The 19,248-nt window shown below is 47.4% G+C and carries 20 protein-coding genes; 7 read left to right on the top strand and 13 right to left on the bottom strand.

Annotated elements, in window-relative coordinates:
• Position 1: 1 nt before the first annotated feature.
• On the bottom strand, positions 2 to 1,807 hold the full coding sequence (locus LLH06_RS02900; RefSeq protein WP_228171763.1) for an ABC transporter ATP-binding protein: 1,806 nt from the start codon (positions 1,805 to 1,807) through the stop codon (positions 2 to 4).
• Positions 1,808 to 1,892: 85 nt separating this feature from the next.
• Positions 1,893 to 2,678, bottom strand: a complete 786-nt coding sequence (truA, locus tag LLH06_RS02895; RefSeq protein WP_228171762.1) for a tRNA pseudouridine(38-40) synthase TruA — start codon at positions 2,676 to 2,678, stop codon at positions 1,893 to 1,895.
• 51 nt (positions 2,679 to 2,729) lie between these two features.
• Here truA and LLH06_RS02890 point away from each other — a divergent pair, with 51 nt between their 5' ends.
• Together LLH06_RS02890 and LLH06_RS02885 are read left to right on the top strand one after the other, a co-directional pair.
• The gene (locus LLH06_RS02890; RefSeq protein ID WP_228171761.1) at positions 2,730 to 3,197 is read left to right on the top strand and encodes a DUF4293 domain-containing protein; all 468 of its coding nucleotides are present in this window, start codon (positions 2,730 to 2,732) and stop codon (positions 3,195 to 3,197) included.
• Between the two features lie 157 nt (positions 3,198 to 3,354).
• Positions 3,355 to 5,166: a DEAD/DEAH box helicase gene (locus tag LLH06_RS02885; protein ID WP_228171760.1), complete on the top strand. Its 1,812-nt coding sequence runs from the start codon at positions 3,355 to 3,357 to the stop codon at positions 5,164 to 5,166.
• A gap of 112 nt (positions 5,167 to 5,278) precedes the next feature.
• Here the strand turns inward: LLH06_RS02885 and LLH06_RS02880 are convergent, their stop codons facing one another.
• Genes LLH06_RS02880 through LLH06_RS02870 form a run of 3 tightly spaced genes read right to left on the bottom strand, consistent with a single transcriptional unit; the run spans position 5,279 to position 7,041 of the window.
• The gene (locus LLH06_RS02880) at positions 5,279 to 5,602 is read right to left on the bottom strand and encodes a hypothetical protein (RefSeq protein ID WP_228171759.1); all 324 of its coding nucleotides are present in this window, start codon (positions 5,600 to 5,602) and stop codon (positions 5,279 to 5,281) included.
• A 52-nt stretch (positions 5,603 to 5,654) separates the two neighbouring features.
• Positions 5,655 to 6,008, bottom strand: a complete 354-nt coding sequence (locus LLH06_RS02875) for a hypothetical protein (RefSeq protein ID WP_228171758.1) — start codon at positions 6,006 to 6,008, stop codon at positions 5,655 to 5,657.
• 25 nt (positions 6,009 to 6,033) lie between these two features.
• The gene (locus LLH06_RS02870) at positions 6,034 to 7,041 is read right to left on the bottom strand and encodes an NAD(P)H-dependent glycerol-3-phosphate dehydrogenase (RefSeq protein WP_228171757.1); all 1,008 of its coding nucleotides are present in this window, start codon (positions 7,039 to 7,041) and stop codon (positions 6,034 to 6,036) included.
• A 231-nt stretch (positions 7,042 to 7,272) separates the two neighbouring features.
• On the opposite strand from LLH06_RS02870, the gene LLH06_RS02865 reads away from it, so the two are divergent.
• The 3 genes from LLH06_RS02865 to LLH06_RS02855 are packed head-to-tail and all read left to right on the top strand — an operon-like array spanning position 7,273 to position 9,237.
• Entirely contained in the window at positions 7,273 to 8,151 is an 879-nt protein-coding gene (locus LLH06_RS02865; protein WP_228171756.1) for a cell division protein FtsX, read from the top strand.
• A 4-nt stretch (positions 8,152 to 8,155) separates the two neighbouring features.
• Positions 8,156 to 8,437, top strand: a complete 282-nt coding sequence (locus LLH06_RS02860; protein WP_228171755.1) for a DUF3098 domain-containing protein — start codon at positions 8,156 to 8,158, stop codon at positions 8,435 to 8,437.
• 5 nt (positions 8,438 to 8,442) lie between these two features.
• Positions 8,443 to 9,237, top strand: coding sequence for an undecaprenyl-diphosphate phosphatase (locus LLH06_RS02855; RefSeq protein WP_228171754.1), 795 nt, complete (start codon positions 8,443 to 8,445; stop codon positions 9,235 to 9,237).
• A 107-nt stretch (positions 9,238 to 9,344) separates the two neighbouring features.
• Here LLH06_RS02855 and LLH06_RS02850 read toward each other — a convergent pair whose 3' ends face one another.
• The 5 genes from LLH06_RS02850 to LLH06_RS02830 form a co-directional block, all read right to left on the bottom strand.
• Positions 9,345 to 9,887, bottom strand: a complete 543-nt coding sequence (locus LLH06_RS02850) for a hypothetical protein (protein ID WP_228171753.1) — start codon at positions 9,885 to 9,887, stop codon at positions 9,345 to 9,347.
• A 19-nt stretch (positions 9,888 to 9,906) separates the two neighbouring features.
• Positions 9,907 to 10,455 (bottom strand): hypothetical protein, encoded by a 549-nt coding sequence (locus tag LLH06_RS02845; RefSeq protein WP_228171752.1) that lies wholly within the window; start codon positions 10,453 to 10,455, stop codon positions 9,907 to 9,909.
• Between the two features lie 144 nt (positions 10,456 to 10,599).
• Positions 10,600 to 11,400: a succinate dehydrogenase/fumarate reductase iron-sulfur subunit gene (locus LLH06_RS02840; protein WP_228171751.1), complete on the bottom strand. Its 801-nt coding sequence runs from the start codon at positions 11,398 to 11,400 to the stop codon at positions 10,600 to 10,602.
• A gap of 83 nt (positions 11,401 to 11,483) precedes the next feature.
• Entirely contained in the window at positions 11,484 to 13,418 is a 1,935-nt protein-coding gene (locus tag LLH06_RS02835; protein WP_228171750.1) for a fumarate reductase/succinate dehydrogenase flavoprotein subunit, read from the bottom strand.
• Between the two features lie 108 nt (positions 13,419 to 13,526).
• A complete protein-coding gene (locus LLH06_RS02830; RefSeq protein ID WP_228171749.1) occupies positions 13,527 to 14,309 on the bottom strand; it encodes a succinate dehydrogenase cytochrome b subunit in 783 nt (260 codons plus the stop codon).
• 170 nt (positions 14,310 to 14,479) lie between these two features.
• Here LLH06_RS02830 and LLH06_RS02825 point away from each other — a divergent pair, with 170 nt between their 5' ends.
• On the top strand, positions 14,480 to 15,616 hold the full coding sequence (locus tag LLH06_RS02825) for a TlpA family protein disulfide reductase (RefSeq protein ID WP_228171748.1): 1,137 nt from the start codon (positions 14,480 to 14,482) through the stop codon (positions 15,614 to 15,616).
• Here LLH06_RS02825 and pdeM read toward each other — a convergent pair.
• Together pdeM and LLH06_RS02815 are read right to left on the bottom strand one after the other, a co-directional pair.
• Positions 15,613 to 16,272, bottom strand: a complete 660-nt coding sequence (gene pdeM, locus LLH06_RS02820; protein WP_228171747.1) for a ligase-associated DNA damage response endonuclease PdeM — start codon at positions 16,270 to 16,272, stop codon at positions 15,613 to 15,615. The two genes, LLH06_RS02825 and pdeM, sit on opposite strands and share 4 nt — an antisense overlap.
• A gap of 148 nt (positions 16,273 to 16,420) precedes the next feature.
• Positions 16,421 to 16,966 (bottom strand): YciE/YciF ferroxidase family protein, encoded by a 546-nt coding sequence (locus LLH06_RS02815; RefSeq protein ID WP_228171746.1) that lies wholly within the window; start codon positions 16,964 to 16,966, stop codon positions 16,421 to 16,423.
• Between the two features lie 434 nt (positions 16,967 to 17,400).
• Between LLH06_RS02815 and LLH06_RS02810 the strand changes: the two genes are divergently transcribed.
• A complete protein-coding gene (locus tag LLH06_RS02810; RefSeq protein ID WP_228171745.1) occupies positions 17,401 to 18,189 on the top strand; it encodes an SGNH/GDSL hydrolase family protein in 789 nt (262 codons plus the stop codon).
• A gap of 92 nt (positions 18,190 to 18,281) precedes the next feature.
• Here LLH06_RS02810 and LLH06_RS02805 read toward each other — a convergent pair whose 3' ends face one another.
• Complete coding sequence (locus LLH06_RS02805; protein WP_228171744.1) at positions 18,282 to 19,247, bottom strand: AAA family ATPase; 966 nt, start codon at positions 19,245 to 19,247, stop codon at positions 18,282 to 18,284.
• Between the last annotated feature and the right edge of the window lies 1 nt (position 19,248).

The raw sequence follows: 19,248 nt of genomic DNA, 5'->3' as shown, positions 1-19,248 counted from the left end.
GTTAGGGGGTTCGCTCTATACCTGCTGAATTAAATTGCAGGTCATATAGTTTACGGTAGTAGCCATCCTCAATGCGGAGGAGTTCCTGGTGGGTACCGATCTCTTTGATCTCGCCATGGTCGAGCACGATGATCTTGTCGGCTTTTTGGATGGTAGATAAACGGTGAGCGATCACAATGGCCGTACGTTCATCCATCAGTTTATCAATGGCGTTCTGGATCAGTAGTTCGGTCTCGGTATCTACAGACGAGGTAGCCTCGTCAAGCACTAATATAGCCGGATCATACACCAGCGCCCTCACAAATGAGATCAACTGCGCCTGTCCGGCCGACAAGGTGGCGCCGCGCTCCATCACATTGTAATCATATCCGCCGGGCAATCGCTCGATGAACTCATGCGCCCCAACGTAGGTTGCCGCCGCAACGATCTGCTGCCGGGTGATGTTTGGGTTGTTAAGGCTGATATTATTGGCAATAGTATCGGAGAATAGGAAAACATCCTGTATCACCGTAGCGATCTGCGACCGCAGGAAATTCAATTCATAGTTCTGTATGTCCACGCCATCCACACTTACGCTGCCTTTACCGATCTCGTAAAAGCGGTTCAGAATGTTAATGGTTGAAGATTTACCTGCACCGGTAGCACCAACGAGGGCCAGCGTCTCCCCGGGTTTGATGCTGAAACTGATATCTTTTAATACCCAGTTCTCCTCATTATAGGCGAACCATACGTTCTTGAAATCGATCTGCCCTTTCAGTCTGCCGGTAGTGATAGTGCCGTTATTAGGCGCTACCTCATCGGTATCCAATACTTTGAAAATACGGTCGGCACCAACCATACCCATTTGCAGGGTGTTGAACTTATCGGCCAGTTGGCGTATAGGTCTGAAGAGTAAGTTGAGTAGGGTGATAAAAGCCAGTATCTTACCGGGTGTAACGCCTTGGCCATCGGCGGTGATAGAGGCCAGTTGCTGATCGCTTAGGATACGTTTGCAACCATACCATACGAGCAGACCGATCGAGCCGGCCATAAATATCTCTACCACGGGGAAGAAGATAGAATAGTACCAGTTAGAGCGGATGTTGGCGTCACGGTACTTCTCGTTCACCGCCACAAATTTGCGCATCTCCTGCTCCTCCCGGGCAAAGTACTGGATAATGCTGATGCCCGATATATGCTCCTGTAAAAAGGTATTCAGCTGGGCCACATGCGTACGCACATCCTGAAACGAGGACTTGATGGCCTCCTTAAAAATGTAGGTAGCGGCCAGCAAGAATGGTAATGGGATCAGGGTAATGAGCGTGAGCTTCCAATCCTGGATGAGCATGTAGGTGATGATGGATATCACCAGCAGCATGTCACCGGCTATGGAGATCAGCCCTTCCGAAAAGATATCGGCGATGGTCTCCAGGTCAGATACTGTACGGGTGATCAGCATACCGATAGGTGTACGATCAAAATAACGCAGCCTCAAACTCATGATATGGTTGAACACATGGATACGCAGATCGCGGATCACCGATTGGCCCAAAGCATTGGTGGTATAAGTTTGGTAATATTGAGCTACCGTTTGGATGATGAGCTGCGCCACCATCAGTATCACGATGAACACCAAACCATTGTAATTACCTGACAGGATATAACGATCGAGCCCTATCTCCATGAGGATGGGCTGAGCCAGCGTGATCACCGCAATAAAAATGGTCAGGAACGCCGCGATCACGAAAGTACGGTTGTAGGGCTTCACGTAACGCATAATGCGTTTGAGCAGTTGCCAGTCTATTGCTTTACCTGTTACCTGAGACATGTTCTTATTTCGGAGTTCGGATGTTCGATGTCGGATAGTGGAGTCGAGCGGATACGTCCGATATCAAAAACCCCGACACCCGATATCATATATATGGATACTTTACTTCTGTTAGGTATAAACCACAAGCGGGCACAGATGTTCCGGCATTGCTGCGATCTTTACTTTGAATGATCTGATGGATGGCCTCGGGAGTGATCTCGTGCCGGCCCACCATCATGCAGGTGCCTACTATAGCCCTCACCATATTACGCAGGAACCGGTCGGCGGAGATATGGAACACTAACCCATCATCTTTGCGCACCCATTCGGCACGCACTAACTTGCAATTATTAGTAAAAACCTGCGTATTACTCTTACTAAAGCAGCTAAAGTCGGTATATTCCATCATAATGGCCGCTGCCTTATTCATGGCCTCTACATCCGGTTCTCCTTTTACCAACCAGGATAGATCGTGTTTAAAGGGATCCTTTTGAAAATGCATGTGATACTCGTACGAGCGTTGGGTGGCATCAAAACGGGCATGCGCATCGGCATGAACCGGGATGATGCGCTTAACGGCTATATCGTACGGGAGTAGTCCCGCTAACCCTCTAAATGAGGATCTTTGCCAGTCGAAAGGCATCATGCCCCCAACTTCTGCTCCCCCTTCAGGGGGTTGGGGCGCATCAAAGTGAACATACAATTGCCTGGCGTGTACTCCGGTATCGGTACGGCCTGCGCCGATGGTCTCCACAGGTTGGCGAAGCAGTATGGCCAGCGCCTCGTTCAGCCTTTGCTGTACGGTGACCGCATTGGGTTGCAGCTGCCAGCCATGATAATGAGTACCATTATAGGCCAGTTCTAAAAAATAACGCTGATACGGTAGCACGTCACAAATTTAGACAAACAATTTTATCTTTGTCCTGCTATTAGCATTACCATGATACAACGCGTACAAAGCATATACCTGTTCTTAGCCAGTTTGGCCATATTTGCCCTTTACATGGTCACCATTGCCAATAACGTTTACGTGAACGGCATCCCAACCAACATCAAAGCTACCGGCCTGTTCCAGGATCTGAACGGCGCTCAGCAGCAGGTCACCCCATTTGTGGCACTTACCGCTGTTACCGCTATCGTGGCCTTAGTGCCGTTAGTGATCATCTTTTTATACAAGAACCGCAAGCAACAGATCGCCTTTGCGTATGGCGCTATCCTGGTGATCATCGGGCATAGCTTTTGGGTATCGCAAACGGTTAAGAACGCTATTGGCGGGGTGATGTTAGGTACCAATAATTTTGGTGTAGGCCTGTTCCTGCCGCCTATAGCGATCCTGCTGATCTTTTTGGCGATCAAGGGCATCAAGAAGGACGAAGCGCTGATCAAGTCGGCCGACAGGTTACGATAGGCCGCCCTCAACGCGTTTAATAAGTGATTGCTTTTCAAATAATTACTCCATTCACGGTCACTGTAGTCTCATTTTAAAATAGCGCTATTAAAAGGCAATTAATTTTCTTACCTTTGCACCCGATTTGGCGATGTTGCCGAATACGTTATTTTAATTCATGAATAACCCATTTATTGAACTGGGGATCCGTCATGATATTGTTAATGCCATTACTGAGTTAGGATTTGAAAATCCTACACCGATCCAGGAACAGTCGATCCCGGTATTGTTAACAGGCAGCAACGATTTTGTCGGATTAGCCCAAACCGGGACCGGAAAAACTGCTGCTTTTGGCTTACCATTATTGGAACTGCTGGATTTTGAAGAGAACTATCCACAGGCACTCGTTCTGTGCCCTACACGTGAACTTTGTTTACAGATCACCAATGATCTGAAGAATTACTCTAAGAACCTGAAGAACGCCAACGTTGTGGCCGTTTATGGTGGCGCGAGCATCTCAGATCAGTTACGCCAGATCAAACGCGGCGTGCAGATCGTTGTTGCTACTCCGGGCCGTATGCTCGATATCCTTGACCGCAAGGCTATCGATTTCTCGCAGGTGCAATATGTAGTATTGGATGAGGCTGATGAAATGCTCAACATGGGCTTTCAGGAAGACATTGACAGTATCTTATCTAACACGCCAGAGGATAAAAAGACCTGGCTTTTCTCGGCTACCATGCCGGCCGAAGTACGCCGTATCTCTAAAAAGTACATGACCGACCCTTACGAGTTGACCATGGGCACTAAGAATACCGGCAATGCTAATATTGAGCACGAGTACTACATCGTACGTGCCCGTGACAAGTACGCTGCATTTAAACGCATCGTTGATTTTAACCCCGAGATATTCGGTATCGTATTTTGCCGTACCAAGATCGAGACCCAGGAGATAGCTGAGTCGCTGGTTAAGGATGGGTACAATGCTGATGCCCTGCACGGCGACCTTTCGCAACAACAACGCGATAAGGTAATGAAACGTTACCGTGAGCGCAGCCTGCAATTGCTGATCGCTACTGACGTTGCCGCCCGCGGTATCGACGTTAACGATGTTACCCACGTGATCAACTACTCGTTACCTGACGAGATCGAGAACTACACTCACCGTAGCGGCCGTACCGCACGTGCCGGTAAAAGTGGTGTATCTATCTCTATCGTTAACTCGAAAGAGATCGGTAAGATCCGCCAGATCGAGCGTGTTATCGGTAAGAAATTCATCAAAGGTGAGATACCTACCGGTTTTGATGTTTGTGAGAAACAATTGTTCGGACTGATACATAAGGTACACAATGTTGAAGTGAATGAGCAGCAGATCGAGCAGTACTTGCCGCGCATTATGGACGAATTTGCTGACCTGAGCAAGGAAGATGTGATCAAACGTTTCGCATCGATCGAGTTCAACAGCTTTTTGGAGTATTACAAAAATGCACCAGACCTTAACGTACCTGAAGATACCCGCGCAAGCCGTGATGGTGGCGAGAAATTCCCTCGTACCGGCAACCGTTCTGACTTCACCCGTTTGTTCATCAACCTGGGTTCGGTAGATGGCTTTAGCCGTGGCGACATCTTGGGTTATTTCTGTAACCAAACAGGTATTTCAGGTCGTACCATAGGTAAGATCGATGTTAAGGGTGTTTACTCGTTCATCGAGGTGGCCAATGGCGATGTTGATACTGCTTTCAACGCATTCAAATCAGTTGAGAACCATGGCCGCCAGGTACGCATAGAAATATCTGCTGATGGTGACCGTGTAAGCAACCGTGGCGAAGGCCGTGGCAGCTTTGCAGGCGGAAGCAACTACAGAAGCGGCCGCCGCGAAGGCGGTGGTGGTTTCCGTGGCAACAGTGACCGTAATAATAATGGCGGTGGTTTCCGCGATTTCTCAGGCAAACGCCGTGAGGACCGTGGCGAACGTCGCAAAAAATATTAAGTGTTTTAGTTTTAAGTGATGGGCCTGGTAAACCCATCACAGTTTAGTTTTAGTTAAGTAAAAAGCCACTTCGGATCCGGAGTGGCTTTGTTATTTTGCGTGCTTGCCTAAATTATCGTATCAGATCCACCGAAACGGAATCGGGGTATAACAGTTTGAGTTCGCTTTCATCGATATGCTCGATCACAAATTTGCTGTATGGCTGGTTACCCTCAAATGAAGTGAATATCGTATCGCCCTTTACAAAGTAGTCTTCAGGCACTGGTCCGTTCTCGTCGGTGATGATGAACTTTTTTTCAGTTATCTGTAACTTGGTCTGACCGTCCTTGGTATGCCATTTGCCTACCAGGTCACTGCGTTCAGTTCCTGAGCATGCGGCCGATATCAGTACGCAGGCGCAAAGCAGATGGATAAAAACTAAGAAAAGCGTCTTCATGGGGTGCAGGATGTAGTTAAGCAGGGCGCTTGTTACGCCCTGCCATCACCGATCACGGTTTGGTTTTCAGATCAGCCTTTCTCACGTACACGTGACGGCCTTTTGAATTTACGTAATAGTAAGCTGAGTTCTTGTCAATGTAGATGGTCTGTCCGCCCGGGCCTACTTTACCGTCATACTTTTGATCGGTAACAGCAGCAGCACCTTTAGAGGCTAACTCGGCAGTTTTACGGCCTGTGGCCTTGCCTACTTTTCCAACAGCTTTAGCACCTTTTTTTGCGCCGTGAGCTACGTCTTTTGCGGCAGTATCAATTGCTCTGCCGGTCTTTTTGAGCACTTGTGCCTGAGCAGCTGCAGCAACGGTCACAGCTGCCGCTAACAGTGCTACTTTCAGTATGTTCTTCATGGTATAATTGAGTTGTTGAGTATCCTCAACTCAATTGTTCGGCCAAACGCTTCATTTCAAGCACGGGAGCTTGTTTTTTGTATAAAATACGGTATACAGCCTCACAAATAGGCATGCGCACTGTATACTGTTTGTTGATCTGGTGTAGGCAATTTACTGCATAATAGCCCTCAGCAATCATGTTCATTTCCAACTGCGCCGACGTCACGGTATAACCTTTACCGATCATGTTACCGAACGTACGGTTACGGCTGAACTGTGAGTAAGCGGTCACGAGCAGGTCGCCCAAATAGGCTGATTCCTTGATGTCGCGATCGATCGGGTGTACGGCATCCACAAAATCCTTCATTTCGCGTATAGCGTTGGATATGAGCACCGCCTGAAAATTATCGCCATAACCCACGCCATGGCATATGCCGCTGGCTACTGCATAAATGTTCTTCAACACAGCGGCATACTCGGTACCCCATATATCGTCAGATACTACCGTTTTGATATATCGCGTGTTCAGCATTCCGGCCAGTTGCTTGGCCAGTTGTTCATCGGCCGAGGCAATGGTGAGGTATGAGAGTTTCTCCAGCGCAACTTCCTCTGCATGGCAGGGGCCACTGATCACCAAAAAATCGTGGAAAGGAATGTTATAATACTTGTGCAAGAACTCACCGATGATCAGGTTCTCATCAGGCACGATACCTTTAATGGCCGATATCACCTTTTTGCCGGCAAGGTCCTCAGGCGTAATGGCTGATAGCGCATGCTTTAGAAAAGCTGCCGGTACATTGAGCAGTACCATATCCGCTTTGGCGATGGAGGCTTTAAGATCAGTAGAGATATTATCGCTCGGCACCTTGATCTCTACCGAGCTCAGGTAATTAGGGTTATGCCTGTACTTGCGCAGCTCTTCAACGGCTTGCTCGCTGCGCATCCACCAAAATATCTCTTTTGGCGTAGTGTTGTCGGTCAGCATTTTGACGTTCGCGGTGGCCCAGCTGCCTCCTCCTACTACCAGTATTTTTTGTGGGTAACCTTGCATGATCCTTGGCCGGGCCTGTGTGCCAGGCCAGTTGAAGCAACAAAGGTATCATCTTTTTGGTTTCTGTACACGGGTGTGAGCAAATTGTAAAGCTAACGTTACCACAGGCCTCACAACCACCGTTAAATTTTGTTAAACCTGCATACGCTACGCCCAGGCTGGGCATTTATTCGGTAATAAAGTTTTACCTTTAACCAGCGTTTTTTAATTTCGCGTTGCAAGTAACAGTATATGGAAGAATTTGAAGCAAGCACGGCCGCCAAAAAGACCAAGACCATCTATATCTCCACAGTATTTGGTATAGCTATGGTGTTGTTGATGGTGGGTATGCTGGGGCTGATCCTGGTACATGCCAACAAGCTATCACGCTACATCAAGGAGAATACGGTAGTGAACGTTTTTGTTGATGAAGGCGCCCGCGAGACCGATGTATTGCAGTTCCAGCGACAGTTAGATAGCAATCCTTTTGTTAAACGTACCCAATACGTAAGTAAAGAACTGGCTGCCCGTAATCTGCAAAAAGACCTGGGCGAAGATTTTATCAAGTTCCTGGGTGTTAATCCGCTCTCGCAATCAATAGACGTATACCTGAAGGCCGACTATGCCAATAATACCGACCTGAATCGTTTTGCGGCTCAACTGAAAGCCAACCCACTGGTGCAGGAGGTCAAATATCAAACTTCACTGATCGAGCAAATGAATAAGGTGATGACCAACATCAGCTTAGTGATCCTGGGCTTTACGGCGATCTTTTTGGTGGTATCGGTAGCGCTGATCAATAACACTATCCGTTTGGCTATTTACTCGCAACGCTTCCTGATCAAGTCAATGCAACTGGTGGGTGCTACCAAAAATTTTATCCGCAAGCCCTTCCTGCTTTACGGCATTTGGCATGGATTGCTGGGTGCGCTGATCGCTACCATCTTATTGGTGGGCACCTTGTACGTGGCTTACCAACAGATACCCGACCTGATCGTATTGCAAGACCTATATGAGTTCGGCGCTGTTTTCGTGGTCCTTGTTGGACTAGGTATCTTTATTGCCGGGTTTAGTACCTTTTTGGCGGTTAACCGCTTTTTACGATTGAAGATCTATCAACTTTACAGATAATATCATGGCTCAAAAATATGATAAACCAGCAGGTACGCCTGTTTCACGTCCGTCCATTTTGGGCGATACCAAAACCACGGTAGCTCCCGAAAAGATCGACTTTGTGTTCGGTAAAAGTAATTATCAATTACTGGCCATTAGTGTATTGCTGGTAGCCATTGGCTTTGTGCTGATGAGCGGCACCACTGACATTTACAGCAACACCAAGATCGTGATAGCACCTTTAGTAGTGCTGGCCGGCTTTGGCATGGGCTTTTACGCGATCATGAAACGTAAAACGGCTTAAGTATAATGGATCTTATACAAGCGGTGATCCTGGCCATTATCGAGGGCCTTACCGAGTTTCTTCCAGTATCCTCTACCGGCCACATGATCATAGCCTCATCGGCCATGGGCATTGCCAATAACGATTTTGTAAAGCTATTTACCGTTGCCATACAGTTAGGTGCCATCCTTTCGGTAGTAGTACTATACTTCAAGCGCTTTTTTCAGAGCATCGATTTCTATGTGAAGCTGATGGTGGCTTTTATACCGGCGGTGATCTTTGGTCTGCTGTTCAGCAAAAAAATCGATCAGTTATTGGAGAGTGCCCTTACCGTAGGCATCACGCTGTTTGTAGGCGGTATTATACTGCTCTTTGTTGACAAGTGGTTCAATAAACCTACCGTTACCGAGGAGAAAGGCATAGATCTTATCACAGCGCTTAAAATAGGCCTGTTCCAGTGCATCGCCATGATACCGGGCACCTCGCGCTCGGCTGCTACCATTGTAGGCGGTATGAGTCAGAAATTGAGCCGTACGGCGGCCGCAGAGTTCTCCTTCTTTTTAGCGGTACCTACCATGTTTGCGGCCACTGCCAAAAAGCTTTACGACTTTTACAAAGAGGGCCACACCTTCACCGGTGAAGAGATCAAACTGTTGGCCTTAGGCAACGTCATTGCCTTTATAGTAGGCCTCTTGGCCATCAAGACCTTTATCACTTTTTTAGAACGTAAAGGCTTCGTACTATTCGGCTGGTACCGTATCGTAGTAGGTGCGATCATCATCGGCCTCTACATGGCAGGACACAATCTTGAAGTGATCTGATAAAGGCACAAGCGGTATTGACCTGCGGACATTTCATACAATGAAGAAAGGCCATCGATCACTCGATGGCCTTTCTTCATTCGCTTATCTCTATAAGAATATTGCTGTTAAAGATCGCTTGCCGCTGAGGAAGCCGAATTAGCTTTCCGTTGGCTGATGATCTTGTCCATTGCTACACTGGTGTACATTGCTGCAGAAAGTTCTTTCTCGTAGGTCAGGTAAAGGGTAGCTAACGAGCCTTTCCATAAGTAGGAATCTTCCTCAGAGTTAGACTGAGTGTAATTGGAGCCATAAGCTGTAGTGAACACGTCCCTTACCCGATTGCCATCCTCCTTTTCAAAAAAAAGATAGATGCTGGAAACAAGGCCCACATAGGTTTTGACCTGCAAGCGTTTAAGTACAACGCCATTACCAAAATTTAATAAGGCCGGATCATTGTACGTATATACATAGCAACCACTTGCATCAGGTGTTTCCGACAATTTGAACAGGTATTCGCTTTTAAGATCTTTAATATCGCCGCCAAGTTTAATGGCCTTGTAGCTTTTCTTGGTGTCCAGGTAATTGATACTACCCAACCTCGCAGTACTTTCCTGGGCCATACTGATCAATGGCAACAGCAAAGCAATGATCATTACTAATCTTTTCATCTGGAAATGATCTGAAAGGTTATTTAGCAGATATCAGCTGGAATGCCTTTTGAACTTTTTCGGCCAGCTTAGGCTTAATATCATAGTCAAGCTCGCCCTTAGAGCTCTCTACCCTTACGAACTCGATAGGGGTGCTTACCATCTTGTCCAATTGCTCTTTGGTGATCAGGAACGGTGTGTAGGTCTTCATACCTTCGCCCACGCTACCAAATGTTGTAGTGTTGCTACCGACCTTTTCGGTCAGGTTCTCTTTAGCTGCTTCTAATGTCAGGATCGACTTATCCGAGAACTTGAAGAAGATCTTGTTGCCTTTCAGGATGTAATAGTAATTAGCTGTTTTTGGTTGAGTGATGTTCAACCAGGCAAAATAGGTATTGCCGACTTTTTCAGGCTGAACAGCTACCATTTCGTTTGCGCCAACTAAAGTTAATTTGGCATACAATGCTTGTTCATTGGTCTTCCAGGTAGTGTCGCCAGAGATCTTGTCTACCTCGGGCTTTAAAAGTTTTTGTGAAAAGGCAAAATTAGCTCCTGCGAGCAAAGAAACTGTGAGTAAGAATTCATGCATGATGTGTTTTGATTTGCCATAAATATAAACATAAGGCGGGTAAGACTAAAAATAATTTTACCTTAACTATAAATTAATTGATATTGAAAACAAAAAAGCCCGTTGATCATCTCAACGGGCTTCTTCTTTATACTTAAGAGGCTATTAACCGCCTTGCTCAGCTACTTCGTGGATGCTTTCTTGCTTGAACAATTTAGCATTGAAGAAATCGAAGTTCATGCGGGCGATGTTGGTCAGCGTGATCTCTTTAGGGCACTCTGCTTCGCATGCACCGGTATTGGTACAGCTACCGAAGCCTTCAGCGTCCATTTGCGCTACCATGCTTTGTACACGGCGGAAACGCTCAGGCTGGCCTTGTGGCAACATACCTAATTGCGATATCTTGGCCGAGGTGAACAGCATAGCTGACGCGTTTTTACAAGCTGCTACACAAGCACCGCAACCGATGCAGGTAGCCGAGTTGAAAGCCTCATCGGCAATTACCTTAGGGATGGCGATCTCGTTAGCGTCAGGCACACCACCGGTATTCACCGAAATGTAACCTCCGGCTTGCTGGATACGATCAAAAGCCGAGCGATCCACGGCAAGATCTTTGATCACCGGGAAAGCTGCTGCACGCCATGGCTCAATGGTAACGGTCTCACCATCGTGGAAGCTGCGCATGTGCAACTGGCAAGTAGTAATGGCGCGTTTAGGGCCGTGCGGCTGGCCGTTGATGTATAATGAACACATACCGCAAATACCTTCGCGGCAATCATGGTCAAAATGGATAGGCTCTTCTTTAGCATGAATAAGGCTCTCATTCACTACATCCAGCATCTCCAGGAAAGACATATCAGGAGATATGTTCTCGGCCTTATACGTCACAAACTTACCTTCGGTCTGTGCGTTCTTTTGGCGCCAAACTTTCAGCGTCAAATTCATATTTCCGTTCGCGTTACTCATGTTATTGTGAGTTATGAATAGTTAGCAAAGAGAGGTCGATGTGAACAGAACCGTGCACTACTGACCTCTCACTACTCACCATCTTATTTATAGCTTCTTTGTGTTAACTTAACGTTCTCGTATACCAGTTCTTCTTTGTGCAGTTCCTCTGGCTGGTTATCACCTTTGTATTCCCAGGCAGCAACATAAGCATACTCGTCATCATGACGCAGTGCCTCTCCTTCCTCGGTCTGTGATTCAACCCTGAAGTGACCACCGCATGATTCACGACGCTGTAAAGCATCCTCGATCATCAGTGCGCCCAACTCGATAAAGTCAGCCACACGGCCGGCTCTTTCTAAAGAGGCGTTCACTTCTTCGTTCTCACCTACTACGATGGCATTCTTCCAGAAGTCGTCTTTCAATGCCTGGATCAGGCCACGTGCTTTGATCAGGCCTTCTTCGCTACGGGCCATACCGCAGTACTCCCACATGATGTGACCTAACTCGCGGTGATACTCTACCACGGTCTTGTTACCTTTCAATGCTAACAGCTTAGCCACGTAAGCCTCAACATCTTTCTTGGTCTGTGCAAAGGCCGGGTGGCTGGCATCTACTGGTTTAGGACCAATGGTGGCCAGGTAATCACCCAAAGTATAAGGGATAACAAAGTAACCGTCGGCCAAACCTTGCATCAGGGCCGAAGCACCTAAACGGTTAGCACCGTGGTCAGAGAAGTTAGCCTCACCTAAACAGTACAGACCAGGGATGTTGGTGCTCAGGTTATAATCTACCCAAAGACCACCCATGGTATAGTGCACCGCAGGATATATACGCATCGGTTGCTTGTACGGATTCTCGTCGGTGATCTGCAGGTACATATCGAACAAGTTACCGTATTTAGCACGTACCGCATCTTCACCCAAACGTTTGATCGCATCGGCAAAGTCGAGGTATACCGCCAAGCCTGATGCACCTACACCACGGCCTTCGTCGGCCATTTCTTTGGCGTTACGTGAGGCCACGTCGCGCGGTACCAGGTTACCAAATGATGGATATTTACGTTCCAGGAAGTAATCACGGTCTTCTTCTTTGATCTGATCGATCTTGATCTCACCTTTACGCAGGCGTTGTGCGACCTCGGCAGTTTTGGGTGCCCACACACGTCCGTCGTTTCGTAACGACTCCGACATCAGGGTCAGCTTGCTTTGGTGATCGCCCGATACCGGGATACATGTAGGGTGGATCTGCGTGTAGCAAGGGTTGGCAAAGTAAGCACCACGTTTGTGTGCACGCCATGCAGCGGTAACGTTAGATCCGATCGCGTTGGTTGACAGGAAGAATACGTTGCTATAACCACCGGTACACAACAATACCGCATGGCCTGAGTGTGTCTCGATAGCGCCGGTCTTCAGGTTACGGGTAACGATACCTTGTGCCTTACCATCTACCACTACCACGTCAAGCATTTCTGTACGGGTGTACATTTTAACCTTACCTTCATGGATCTGGCGGTTAAGTGCCGAGTAAGCACCTAAAAGCAGCTGCTGTCCTGTTTGACCGCGGGCGTAGAACGTACGTGATACCTGCGCACCACCGAATGAACGGTTATCTAACAGACCGCCGTACTCGCGGGCAAATGGCACACCTTGTGCAACGCACTGGTCAATGATATTAACCGATACCTCGGCCAAACGGTAAACATTGGCTTCGCGGGCACGGTAGTCGCCACCTTTAATGGTGTCATAAAACAAACGGTATACGCTGTCACCATCATTACGATAGTTCTTGGCAGCATTGATACCACCCTGTGCAGCGATCGAGTGCGCACGGCGTGGGCTATCCTGAAAGCAGAACGCGGTTACGTTATAGCCTAGCTCAGCCAAAGAGGCCGCGGCCGAAGCGCCTGCTAAACCGGTACCCACCACAATCACGTTGTATTTACGTTTGTTGGCCGGGTTAACCAGCTTTAAATTGAATTTATGTTTGCTCCATTTCTCGGCCAATGGGCCTTGTGGAATTTTGGAATCTAAACTCATGTTCTTTTATATTTTAGTGAGTGGTGAGTTGTTGAGTAGTGAGTGGTTTGGGGTGATTTTAATAACTCAATAACTACTTAACTCAATAACTTGAACCACCAATCAACCTTATTTTAAACTTTGGATATAGTAAACGATCGGCATAAGGGCAAAACCCAGCGGTATGATCACCGCGAACAGCCAGGTACCCAGAAACTGGATGATCGGCAGGTATTTACGGTGCACCCAACCAAATGTGCGGAACGCGCTTTGGAAACCGTGCAGCAAGTGGAAGCTTAATGCCACCATAGCGATCACGTATATAGCCACATACCAAGGCAGGCTAAAGCTTTCGGCCACTTTGGCGTGAAGGTCTTTTACCTTGATGATCTCAACATCACCGTTGTAAGTTTGTGAGTGCTCAAAGTCAGGCTTTTCAGGGGTGAAGTTCTGTACAGTACGCTCACCAGTTGACAGGTTGGTGCGGTACTCTTTGTAACCTACACTGTGGGTGTATTTGTATTTGTACCAAAAATCGCCCATGTGAATCACGATGAACAGGAACAAGATACTGCCCAAAAGGCCCATGTTCTTAGATGACCATGAAGTGGCCGACTTGTTAGCATTGGCATAATCGACCGGACGAGCCTTGCGGTTGTTGATGGTCAGGATAAGGGCATAAAGTGCGTGTACCAAAATAGACAAGTACAGCAGGTAAGCGATCACCTCGATCGGTGGAAAATGGGTCAGGAAGTTGGCATACATATTAAAGCTGTAGCCATTGTCGTCACTAAAAAGGAGTAAGTTACCACCCAAGTGCACGATCAAGAAAAGACTCAGAAACAAGCCTGTTAAAGCCATGATCAGCTTTTTCCCCAGCGATGAGTTAAAGGTCTGTTTAAATTCACTCATTATATCGAAAATTTTATCACGCAAAAATATTTATTAAAAGCGAATTGATAGTTAAAGTTCTCGGCTATTGTCAGGATATTGTCTATTTAGAAACATTCTAAAATTTAAAGCTAAAAGAGCCTCTATCGCACTATTTATAATATATTAGCCCATCATCTGCGATCATCATCATGAAAAAATATAACGTATTATTAGCCGCTGCCTTATTACTTGCGGCCTGCGGCAATAACACTCAGCTAACTTTTACGGGTAAAGCGCCTGGCCTCAGCAATGCGGTATTCGCGGTAAAGGACGCGCAGGGCAACAGCCTGATCGGCGAGAACATTGCCGGTGGCTCCTTTACGGCCAAGACCATATTGGAGAATACAGGGTATGGCCGTATGAGCGTGAACAAGAACGGCGACAAGAACAACAATGAGTTCGAGGTTTACCTGGAGCCGGGCGACTACACCGTAGAGGTCGATGCTGCCAAACTATCCAACTATCCTAAGGTAACCTCTGCATCTTCCATTCAGAAAGAACTGTCGGCTTATTATGCGACGCGTGATGAGTTAGGAAGCTCTGCCGTGGCCGCCTTTAATGAGCTTGATGGCAAGGCCAACTCGGTAGACGCCAAAAAGATCACCGCCCAGGAATATCGTGACCTATTGGACCGACTCTCCAAAGCACGTTTAAGGTTAGAAGAGATCAAATTTGAGGCTTTAAAGAAATATGCTCAAGCTAACCCGCAAAGCACCGTCACGGCCCACATCATGTCAGAACTGGAGTTCAAGAATGACCCGGCTGCTTATAAAGCCATTTATGACGGGCTGAGCACCGCCGCCAAGAACAGCGATGAAGGCAAGGCACTGGGCGAAAAGTTGAACATGCTCATGAAGGTTCAGCCCGGCAGCACCGCCCCTGGTATCGCAGGCACCACGCCAGATGGCAAAACGTTCGATCTAAAAGCGCTGGATAAAAAGATATACCTGGTAGATTTTTGGAAGGCCGGTAACGACCTGAGTAGAAGTAACCACAATGAGATCCGCGATCAGCTGATGAAACACCTCAACATGAAAAAGGTAGGATTTATCAGCATCTCTATGGATAATAAAAAAGACTGGTGGACCAAAGCCATTGCTGACGACAAAGTGACCTGGCCGCAATACTCAGACCTGAAGGGCAACGACTCGGCCAACGGCATTAATTGGATGATACCGAAGATACCGTGTTACTTTTTAGTGGACGGCAATTGGAAGATCGTTGAGAGGGATGTTGACTTTGCCCGCGTAGAGACCTCGATCAGGACCTACCTCGAGAAGCATTAAACCTCGAACACTTTTTCTTTCAGGATGCCGAACACGCGGTCGTTTTGCCGGTGCAGCATAGATACGCGGCCGGTAAACTTACCAAATGAGGGTAATACGGCCTGCCGCTCGCCAAAAGCAAAGCAAGGTAATGTTACCGATTGCCTGCCTTTACCCACCAGCGTTACGCCGGGATGAATGTGACCACAGAACACGTATTTGCCACGTTCTTTTAAGCAATCATCGTTTTGTGGGTGGTGTAACATCACGAATGGCCCTTCAACGAGCTCATGGTGTGTAGAGATATCGATATCATGATAATGCTGCTGCTTGATGATATCATGATTGCCGATCACCAGCTGCATCATGATATCTGGGTATTGCCGGCGCCAGTTGGCAAAGTGCTGCCAGTCGGCGTTCATATCGCTATGGAACAGATCACCCAGGAACCATATCTTTTGAGGCTGTAAACGGTTGATGAGCCGGGTCAAACAAGCCAGGTCCTCATGCCCGATCTGCTGCGGTACGGCTATACCAGCTTTACGGAAATGGCCCACCTTGCCCAAATGCACATCGGCCACGATCAACACCTGATGCTGTATCCAAAAAATAGCTCTTTCGGGCACCAATAACAGCTCCTCTCCCATTACCATCAAGGTCGTATCTGCACTCATCATTTTATGTGGGCACAAATATAAAGAGTTTTGCTAACAAATTTAGTTACGGCTCATAGATCAGGCGTGCGTTTAAAAAATGAAACGCCTCACAGACATGGTCAGGAGGCGTTCATTCTTGCCGAAGCAAGGGGCTTTAACTATTCAACACTTATGCTTTCTCGGTCTTGGCCGATGCATTGATCAGGTTCTCGGCCAGTTGTGTCAGCAACTCGTCGGTCTTTTTCTCCTCGGCCAGTGTTTGGTCAAGCAGTTCGGCTGCTTCGCTGTAGCCCAAGGTATTGGCCAGGGTGCGCAGCGTACCATATGAAGCAATCTCATAATGCTCTGATTTTTGTGCGGCCGAAATGATGCCCACATCACGGGTCATGCTGCCATCTTCAGTATCGCTCACGATGCTTTCTGATTCCTCGATCAGGCCTTCCATCGCATCACATTTTTTGGCTGAAGCTTTTTCATCAACTATCTTGAATACCTCCTCCAAACGGGTCACCTGGTTGTCGGTCTCTTCTTTATGGGTCTCCAAAGCACTGCGCAACTCATCTGAAGTAGCGGCTTTAGCTAACTTGGTCAGGGCTTTCGATAAGTGCTTCTCTGCCCAGTAAATGTCTTTTAATTCGTCAACAAATAATTCCTTCAATGCCGACTCTTCCACATTCTCTGTGGTCTCTTCTTTTTTTGCCTTTGTGGTTGCCATATGGTAGATGTTTAATTAACACTTGAACAGTTGCTGACCACTACAGGTTTTAATTATTTATTAAATTATCAAATTACAAGTAAAACACGGCGCGCGGAAAATGCGTAGAAATGAGAATCGAACGAACGTATTGGGACCGATATTCCCCACATTGAGAAAATCCTTCCCGAACGATCTTCTTTACCAGCAAACTTTGATATCTTTTATATTAAATAGCAAGTTCAATAACGCCTCAAATTCGTTCCATTTTGAGCTTTTATAATTATTTTTTCGGAATGTATCTTACTATCGAATGTATGGTATCGGCGTTGCAGTATTTTCTACATCCAGCCAACCTACGCCACTGATCACCAACCGAATAGGTAGACCATAATACTGAGTACACCTATTTGATTGATCTAAAAAAAATATAAATTTGTGTGCCCCGAAATAAAATGTTACGCTATAGATCAATTGTTATTTTATTTTCCGTTCTGATCGTTGTTCTCTCGGCTTGCAAAAAAGCATCGCTGACAGATGACGCGTTAAATTCACCTTACAGTCCGGTAAATATCCCTACCAAACCATCAGATGATGCCTCTAAACCGGCAAAGGATACGAGCAATAAGGTGATCGTTATACTTGGCTCCTCCACAGCCGCAGGTTTTGGCGCTACCAGCCCCGACTCGTGCTGGGTAGGCCGGTTAAAACTGCGCATGACCAAGGATAAAAAGAACGTCAAGATCATTAACCTGGGTATAGGCGGTTATACCACCTATCAACTGATGCCTACGGGCCAGTTGAGCGCTATCCCTAACCGCCCAAGGCCTGATACCAACGCCAATGTTACCGCAGCACTCAAATATCAGCCCGACCTGGTGATCATTAACCTGCCGAGCAATGATATCGCTGCTAACTACCGCGATGAGGAGATATTGAAGAACTACCGTACCATCATCAGGCTCGTGGCATCGGCACGATCGAGCTACCTGCTTACCGGCACACAGCCACGTAACTTTAACCAGGCAGCTATGCGTAACCGCTTAAAGATCTTGAACGATAAACTGGTAAGTGATTTTCCGCAGAACGTACATAACTACTTTATGAAGCTGGCCACCCCATCATACGCCATGCAGCGCATTTACAACGCGGGTGATGGTGTACACCTGAACAATCGAGGCCACAACCTGGTATACCAGACCATGATGACCTCGCCGGTACTTAAAACAGTTGCCGGATACTAACAAGCCCCTATAGCATACATATACAAAAGGAAAGGCTTATCGTAACTGGTAAGCCTTTTCCTTTTTAGTATGGTCAAGATGACGTTGAAACGTTAAAAAAGCTTTTCGATGATCTGATCAGTGCTTAAGCCTTCGGCCTCGGCGTGGTAGCTGCGTACGATGCGGTGGCGAAGGATAGGTTTGGCTACGGCCTGTACATCCTCAATATCGGGCGAATACTTGCCGCTGATCACCGCATGGCACTTGGCACCCAATACCAGGAACTGCGAGGCACGTGGGCCTGCTCCCCAGTTCAGGTAGCGTTTGATATCGGCAGTGGCCAACTCACCCTGCGGACGCGTTCTGGACACCATGCGTACGGCGTATTCCAGCACGTTATCACTTACCGGTATGTTACGCACCAATTGCTGGAACGCCACGATCTCGGCCGCACCGATCACTTTATTAGGCTGCGCCTTATTGGTGCCTGTAGTGTTCTTCACTACCTGTAGTTCTTCGGCAAAGGTAGGGTAGCCCAATGTCACATTGAACATAAAACGATCTAACTGTGCCTCCGGCAATGGGTAGGTCCCTTCCTGCTCTATAGGATTCTGGGTAGCCAGCACAAAAAAGGGCTGCTGTAACTTGTGCGTAACGCCGGCGGCTGTAACGGCTTTCTCCTGCATGGCCTCTAATAAGGCGGCCTGCGTTTTGGGCGGCGTACGGTTGATCTCGTCGGCCAGTACGATGTTGGAGAAAATAGGTCCTTTAACGAATTTGAAATGCCTGTCCTCGCCCAGTATCTCGGCACCAATGATGTCTGACGGCATCAGATCGGGCGTAAACTGTATACGGTTAAAGTCAAGGTCAAGCACCTGCGATATGGTTTGCACCAGCAAAGTTTTGGCCAGGCCCGGAACTCCTACCAGCAAACAGTGCCCATTGCTGAACACCGAGATCAGCACCGAGCGGATCACCTCATCCTGGCCAATGATCACTTTACCGATCTCGGCCTTGATGTCATGATAGGCCTGCTTGAGTGCGTCGGCGGCTTCAACGTCTGAACGGTATGCTGGCATA

Origin of the sequence: Mucilaginibacter daejeonensis, assembly GCF_020783335.1 — a bacterium.
GTDB lineage: Bacteria > Bacteroidota > Bacteroidia > Sphingobacteriales > Sphingobacteriaceae > Mucilaginibacter > Mucilaginibacter daejeonensis.
The sequence above is the reverse complement of the archived record's forward strand: the minus strand, read 5'-3'. Positions and strand labels throughout refer to the sequence as shown.